Below are 8,113 nucleotides of genomic sequence, written 5' to 3'. Positions count from 1 at the left end.
ATATATGCCTGGCCGGCTATTGCTGTTAAGTTGTCTAAACTTACATTCTTTGGCGGGGTATTGCCTTCACACTCACCTACAAAGTTAGCATAATAGGTAGCTGCCACATTCAGTCCGCCTACTTTTGCGGGTACGAATAAAGGATCGGTGCCAACTACAGTGTCGCTGGCATCAGTCCAGTTAACAAATACATAACCGGTATCTGCGGTTGCAGTCGAGCCGGAAGCGACACCTGTTGCCGGAGCTAAGGTCTCGCTAGCAGGATTAACGCTGCCGCCTGTGTTTGCTACATAGTTGATCGTTATATCACCGGCTTCTTTAAAGTTGGCAGTAAAGGTTGCATCTGCGGTTACAGTTTCCGGGAATGTCGGTGTCCAGTTGTCAAACTCATAACCGGAATCCGGGACAGGGGTCGGTACTGTTACTGCATCACCCCAGGCTGTTCCGCTTAGGATGCCAGGAAATTCAGCTGTTCCGGTAATGCTTCCATTATCACCTGCGACAAAGGTCACAGTGTAAGTCGGGATTGCCTCAAAGTTAGCAGTAGCTGATTTATTTCCATTCATTAAAACTGAAGTACCAGGGTTTGTTCCGGTAGCATCACCTGTCCAGTTAACAAACTGCCAACCTTCATTAGCAGATGCTGAGATGTTAGCTGTACTATTGGCATTATAGTCTCCAGCACCAGATGCTGTTCCTGCACCCTCAGGATTTACTCCTAAGGTTAAGCTGTAAGTAACAACAGCTGGTGGAGGTCCTGGTTGTGGAGTAAATCCGGGGCCTATGCAGCATCCCATTAATTGATTACAGACCAGGTCTACCAAATCTTCATCATCGGCGTCTATAAAATTACCAAAATCTTCATGTAGAGTTCCCAGCTCGGCTTCCTCTATAATATCCAGGACACTCATGTCACTTATATCTGCAGATATACTCTTTACCAAACGATGGATATCAGAATTCATTTTAAAGCAGGTAGTATTCTTAAAGCAATCATTTAAATATTCAAGTATTAGGGCTAATGATGTGGAATCACAATCCGGGATACCGGCATAATTAAACTGGCCGTCTTCCTTTACAACTACATCTTTAAATACATAGTTTTTTTGTCCCGGAACAGGGCAGTAGGCAGTTACAATATAAATACCCAGTTCAACATCATCAAATTCATAATAGCCGTCTTCATCTGCAAAAGTAGTAGACAAAACATTATTACAATCATCAAGGTCTTTCAGCTCGACAACGGCTTCAGGTATTACAGACCAGCTGTCAGTATAATGGCCTGTTTCATCTTCAAAGATTGGCTCTTCAATAGTACAGCAGGTAAAAGGCATTTTTATCTTGCCCCTTATCATAAGCTCATTATCGGTTGCTCCAGGGGAAGGAACAACACTCTGGCAGCTTGACAGTACAATAGTTAGTAAAACCAATAAAACTATAGGAAAGAAAACTCGTAGATTTTTCATCATTAATCTCCTTTTTATTATTTATATTTTAATTGAGATACCCTAATTTGGTATCTGTTTATTCAGAAAAACCTGTGGTTCAAAAAAACCCCTCAGGAATAACCTGCAGGGGTAAATATAAATAACAAAAAGTCGGTAGTTTGGCAATCATAGTCTGTACTTACTCTGTGTTGCTAAAAATTGTACAAACCTTAGACCCAAAACTTTGCGTCCTGTCCTTTCAGACAGTTTACCTTTTTCAACTTTTTATTTTTGATTCGATACACATCACCATCCTTGTAAAATATTTTTCATCAGCAATTATTAATATAATACGACAAAAATTTATTCAGCTTTGAAAATGTTTTATATAATTCTTATTCCCTAAATTAGATAATTTTAGACAATATTTTTTGATATTTTTTATACATATCTATTATATTTTTAATCACACTTAATATTCGATTTCTTTATATTGTTATAAATAGTTATACTTATGTCTACTTATAACATTTATTATAAAAAAAATCAAGAAACTTTTAATAGTTGTGCATAAAAATATCCACAATTCATAAATAATTTTATCTATATTTAATATAATTAAATTCTATATTTTCTGATTCTCTCATTACATTTTTTTCTGTGCTTCTTTTAGCCAGTATTCTGCCTGGGTATTGCCAGGTTCTAATTCTAAAACTCTTTGATAATTTTGAACTGCCCTTCGATAATCACCTGTTTCAAAGTAAACTCTTGCCATCCAATAATATGCTTCGGTAAATCTTGAATTTAGCCTAATCGCCTCCTGGTAAGAAGCAATAGCCTGCTGGTAATTCTTTCCTTCATAATAATTATAAGCCTTCTCATACCAGTTATATGCTTCTTTTCCATATTTAATAGAAGCCTGCACTTTATCATGGAAATACTGAGCCCTGGGGAAATCCGGATCTAAATCTAAAACCCTTCTCCAGTAGAATAAAGAATTTTCTAAATCATCAGCTTCATAAAATACTCGTGCTGCCCAATAATTGGAATCAATAAGGTCCGGATATTCCCTTATTGAATTTAAAAAGAATATCAGACTCTGCTCATTATCACCCTTCTCATAAGAATTATAGCCCAGTCGATAATAAGCATAAGCCAGGTTCTGCTTGACCTGTGGAGAAGTTAAGTCAGTTCTTTCAATTAATTCTAAATATCTCTTCCACTGTTCTGCTTCCCGGTAATACCAGTTAGTATGTTGATACATTAATGCCAGGTAATAATTGCCTTCGATAAAATTAGGGTCAATTTCCAATGCCTGCTGGGCATAATCGATTGCATCAGCCCATAACACCCTGCCTGGATAATGCGCCTGATATGTATCTAATGCCTCTTCCATCTTGCCTACGGCTTTTTGTAATAATTCTACTGCTTCGGCATCGGTTTGACTGAATATTTCAACATCCTGGGCAGCGCCAGTAAGCATAAAAGCCTGAAATGCGATTGATAGTAATAAAAGTACAATGACTTTAAAAATAAACTTCTTTGATCTCATAATCATTTCCCTCCTTTTTCTGGGAAAAATATTTTAAATTAATCTCTTAATAATATTCTATATATTTTCCTGCAAAATAGAAAGATAATTTTCCTTAACCATATCAAATTCATTTCTGTAATCTGCGCTTATTGAGCTGGCTGGTGGCATCTCCAAATCCAGGAAATTAAATCTAACTCCATCCTTGCTTATGGAAAAATCAAGATGAGGGCCGGTAGCAAGGCCGGTAGCACCAACATACCCGATAATTTCCCCCTGCTCCACTCTTTGTCCAACCTGCAAACCCTGGGCAAATTTTGATAAATGCCCGTAACCGGTTACATAACCATTAACGTGTCTTATTTCTACATAATTTCCGTAACCACCCTGGTCATAATATTTTGAAATTACTGTACCTGCTCCGATAGTTACTATAGGAGTCCCGGTTGGAGCGGCATAATCTATGGCACGATGTGGCCGATGAATTCTTAAAATGGGATGAAGTCTGCTTTCAGTATAATGAGAACTTATATATTTATAATCCAATGGTGCCCTTAAAAAAGCTTTTTGTAAACATCTTCCTTCAGAATCATAATAATTATTGGAACCACTTGAGTCTTCAAAAAGTATGGCTGTATGAGTGCTGAGCATTTCACCTTCATAGACTGCTGCCAGTATATCTCCCCACCGGTAAAAATCTCCACGGTATAGTTTTTCTACCATAATTTTAAAGCTATCTCCAGGTTGGCATTCAGTTAAAAAGTCAATATCCCAGGCAAATATCTCAGCAAGCTGTACAGCTAATTGGCCGGAATTACAAAACTCAACCATAGATTCATATAAAGAGCTCTTTATTTCGCCTTCAAAACAGACTATCTCTCGGTATATCTCATCTTTATTCACTTCTATATTGTCCAGTTCATTTTGAGGAATTTTAATATGATATACATCAAGCTGATTCGGCTGATAATCAAACTGGATTATCTTTCCTTCACTATTATAATGAACAGTGAATTTTGTTCCAATATTCATATAACTGATATCCACTACTGGTTTAACTATTTCCTGTAAACGTAAAATTTCTGTAGGGGAAATGTTATGATCTACCAGATGCTGATAAAGTGTTTCTCCGGCATTTAAATTTCCGGAAACTCTTTGAATGTCTTCCCTTTGCAAATAATTATATTTCAAACGAAACTCATCAATATTCAGTTGTTCCTGTTGCTGGGCAATCTTATCAAGTTCATCCCGAATTTCTTGCAATCCCTTAATAGAACTGCTGTTTTCTTGAGATAAATTATTTGCCAACTGTTCCTCAGAATATGTTTGCATCTGACTGAGACTCCTGTTATCAGCGGACACAGATGTATTTGACGTAGTAGTCAGGGTATCAGTTATTATATTTGAACCTGTCTCTGTATTCCTGTTTTGATTGTTTTCTTCTTCCCCTTCCAGTCCTAATGACATAAATGGTATATTAAATAATATGCTAATTCCTGCTATTACTATTAATAAAGCTCCAATCCCTAATAAACCTTTTTGAGTTGGAGTGCGTTTCTTATTTGACCTCACAAAACTCTTCGTGTTACGTTGTTTACAAAAATTGCTATATCTATTTATGGACAACCTACTGACTCCTAAATGATTATTTTATTAATACGTTAGTGTGTTTTTCTATCTTATTCCTCTATTTTTAACCTTATTATTTATTTTCCGATATTTCTATATATTTATTTGATTAAATCTCAGTTAACAGTAATGTTTCAAACTGCTGTCAGTTATTTAAATTCAGAATTATTCTTATAATTATAAGAATTTATATGCGTCTTAATTTTCAGTTTAATTATTATAACATAATACTAAATAAATAGAATAATAGTTATTTTAATATTTTAAATATTTTTCTAAAATTATGATTAACTATGAGTATTGTAAAATACCAAAAAATTGGTTTTAAATTTCTATATATAATAGAATATTCCATCCAGGGTAAAGGTTACTACTTCCCCAATATCAAATTTTCATAAGCATTTAAGAAATACCGATCCGTCATTGAGGCAAGATAGTCCACCACAACTTCTTCAGGAGAATAAGTATTCAGATATTCTTTGCCCTGATCTTCTCCCCTGTTAAAAATCCATTCCCGGTAAACTATTGACTCTTTTTTTCCCTCTTTAATTGCATTCACAAAATAATCAAAAAGGCTAAAGAATGCTTTTCTTATTTTTTCTCTTTCCTTTTTCAAAGCCTTATTTTCATATATATGTTTAAAATTAAAAGTTTTAAGCAAAAAAACACATTCAGCAATATCTTTTGAATACATTATTTCATTTTTTTCATATGACTGCTCGATAACATCTCGAACTAAAGTATCAATAATATCACTGTTATTGTCTCCAAGTTTATCCCTGATATCTTCCGGTAAATCCTTTTTTTTTATTAAACCAATACGTATAGCATCTTCAAAGTCCTGCCCGATATAAGATATTGAATCAGTAAAACGTACCAGGCATCCTTCCAGGGTTGAGGGGAAAATAACTGCCTTTTCTCCCTTTTGTTTTCTCCTGATGTAATCCTGGATATCCTCTTCAGTTTTACTCTTATCCGGTTTTACAGTATTTTCATTTACCTCACCATCATGTGATATAATCCCATCCCTGACCTGAAAGGTTAAATTCATTCCACGATTAGCATTAGACAAAACATCTACTACCCTTAAGCTGTGAACATTATGAAAAAACAGACCTAAATTGTGTTTTTCGCATATCTCCTGTAAAATTCTTTCTCCATCATGTCCGAAAGGCGCATGACCTAAATCGTGTCCCAGGGCGATAGCTTCAATTAAATCCTGGTTTAATTTCAAGACCTTACCGATAGAACGAGCTATTTGTGAAACCTGCAATGTATGGATACTTCGGTTTGCCAGTTGTTCATCAAAGCTGGCTGCATTGTATATTACCTGAGTCTTCCCGATATAACGGCGGAAAGATCCGGAATATAATATATGATCCCTATCCCTTGAAAAAGGGCCCCTTAGGGGATGAGAAGTGCTTGTTTGCCTTTGGGCAGCAGAATTTTTAGTGGCAAATAATGATAAATTTTTATCTTCTGCATCAAGAATATATTTTTGGAATTCTTTTTCATTCATTATCTATAAATAATAACTCCTGTTTTTATTCTTTTTTTTACTTGCCTTGTGGGTCTTACAGGTAGATATGTAATTGAAATTTATATTTTTGGTACAGATATCAATATTTTAATACATTTAACATTAACATTTTATCTAATTAATAGTAAATAAGCAACTTAAGAAACAGTAATTCGGTTAATTGCTACTATTTAAAAATCTGACAGCGGGCAATCCTGACAATTTGGATTATTCCGCTTACAATATTTTTTACCCAGCATCACTATTTGAGCATGAAATTCATTATATAGCTTATAATCCATTGGCAAATTTTTCATAAAGTATTGCTGAATCTGTTCATAATTATCTTCAGAAGAAATATATTTATGCCTCTGGAATATTCTTCTGGTATAGGCATCAACTACAAAAATAGGTTTTTCACCAGCATACAGCAGGATGCTGTCAGCAGTTTCCGGTCCAATACCGTTTACTGATAACAATTCCCCTCTTAAAGAGAACAGGTCATTGTTATTATTGAATAATAAATCTATCGAGCCATGGTACTTCTGATAAAAAAAACTGATGAAATTTTTAAGCCTCTTTGCTTTTAGATTATAATAACCACATGATTTTATTAACTGGCCCAAATACTGCTCATCAATTTTAATTAAGGATTTCACATTTAGTAAATCTTTACTTTTCAATCTTTTTATAGCTTTTGTAACATTATTCCAATTAGTATTCTGGGTCAATATTGCTCCTACCATAATCTCCAGCGCCGAATCCCCAGGCCACCAATTCATTGGTCCAAAACAATCCAGTAAACAATGATGTATTGATAATAGACTTGAGCCTGTATTCTGATTATTTATAAATGACATTATCTCTATATTTTTCCATTAATTTACTTATTTTATTTTAGAAAATCCGCCTTGTGGATATTCTCCAGGAATTTAACCATCAGCTGAATAGTTGCTTCTATATCATCAATATGACACATCTCAACTACTGAATGTATATAACGGGAGGGTACAGAGAGTCCCCCGGTGATTACACCACAGCGAGACTTCTGCATAGAACCGGCATCTGTTCCTCCCCTTTCGGCAACATCAAGCTGATATTTGATTCCATGCTCATCTGCCAGTTTCTTCAAAAAATTGCAAAGCCCACGATGAGCAATCATTGAGGAATTCATGACAGAAATAGCAGTACCTTTGCCTAATTGGCAAATCATTTCCTCTTCCTTAATACCCGGGGTATCTAAAGCAACTGTTACATCTAAGGCAATTCCTATATCCGGTTCAATTGAGTATGATGAAGTAAGAGCCCCACGTAAACCTACTTCTTCCTGGGAAGTGGCTACAGCGTAAATATCAACCTGGTTATCCTTTACTCTTCTCAAAGCTTCTATGAGTACATATACACCTACCCGGTCATCTAATGCCATAGAGGTCACTGTCTTGTCATTCATCTGTACAAAATCTCTATCAAAAGTAATATAATCACCACGCTGGACTAATTCTTCTACTTCCTTTTTGTCTAAACCTACATCAATAAAAAAGTCTTTGAAATCAGGTGCTTTCTTTTTCTCCGCTTCCTCTAAAACATGAATTGGCTTGGAACCAATAACGCCCACCAAATCTTTTTTCCCATGCACAATTACCCGTTGGGCTACCAGGGTCTTGGGATCAAAACCACCTATTCTGGCAAATCTTATAAAACCTTTTCCGTCAATATGTTTAACCAAAAATCCTATCTGGTCCATATGTGCAGCCAGCATTACTTTCTTTTTTTTGTTATCTTTACTTTCAGCTGCAGCTTTTTTATAAGCAATCACATTTCCCAGACAATCTGTTTCCACATTATCACTTATACCCTGTAATGCTTCTTTAATCACAGCCGTTACAGGGCCTTCATAACCGGAAATGCCTGGTGCTTCACAAAGTTTTTTTAATAATTCCATAGTCTTCCTTCCCTTCAAAAATTACTGATTAAATTATACTTTATTAATTCATATTTTTTCATTAT

The 8,113-nt window shown here is 35.2% G+C and carries 6 protein-coding genes and 1 riboswitch; all 6 genes read right to left on the bottom strand.

Going from position 1 to position 8,113, the window contains the following annotated elements; translation table 11 throughout:
- The coding region (locus PHQ99_06090) for an InlB B-repeat-containing protein (protein MDD4289139.1) at positions 1-1,469 on the bottom strand (1,469 nt) is incomplete at its 3' end.
- A gap of 128 nt (positions 1,470-1,597) precedes the next feature.
- A riboswitch (cyclic di-GMP riboswitch) is annotated at positions 1,598-1,710 on the bottom strand.
- A gap of 363 nt (positions 1,711-2,073) precedes the next feature.
- Positions 2,074-2,979 (bottom strand): tetratricopeptide repeat protein, encoded by a 906-nt coding sequence (locus PHQ99_06085; GenBank protein MDD4289138.1) that lies wholly within the window; start codon positions 2,977-2,979, stop codon positions 2,074-2,076.
- A 57-nt stretch (positions 2,980-3,036) separates the two neighbouring features.
- Positions 3,037-4,530 (bottom strand): M23 family metallopeptidase, encoded by a 1,494-nt coding sequence (locus PHQ99_06080; GenBank protein MDD4289137.1) that lies wholly within the window; start codon positions 4,528-4,530, stop codon positions 3,037-3,039.
- Positions 4,531-4,957: 427 nt separating this feature from the next.
- Positions 4,958-6,106 (bottom strand): HD domain-containing protein, encoded by a 1,149-nt coding sequence (locus PHQ99_06075; GenBank protein ID MDD4289136.1) that lies wholly within the window; start codon positions 6,104-6,106, stop codon positions 4,958-4,960.
- Positions 6,107-6,297: 191 nt separating this feature from the next.
- Positions 6,298-6,888: an endonuclease III domain-containing protein gene (locus PHQ99_06070; protein ID MDD4289135.1), complete on the bottom strand. Its 591-nt coding sequence runs from the start codon at positions 6,886-6,888 to the stop codon at positions 6,298-6,300.
- A 110-nt stretch (positions 6,889-6,998) separates the two neighbouring features.
- Positions 6,999-8,048: a M42 family metallopeptidase gene (locus tag PHQ99_06065; GenBank protein ID MDD4289134.1), complete on the bottom strand. Its 1,050-nt coding sequence runs from the start codon at positions 8,046-8,048 to the stop codon at positions 6,999-7,001.
- Positions 8,049-8,113: the final 65 nt, after the last annotated feature.

The sequence above is a fragment of the Atribacterota bacterium genome (genome assembly GCA_028703475.1).
Lineage (GTDB): Bacteria > Atribacterota > Phoenicimicrobiia > Phoenicimicrobiales > Stramentimicrobiaceae > JAQVMU01.
Note: the sequence above shows the minus strand (reverse complement) of the source record. Positions and strands in the feature narration are given on the sequence as shown.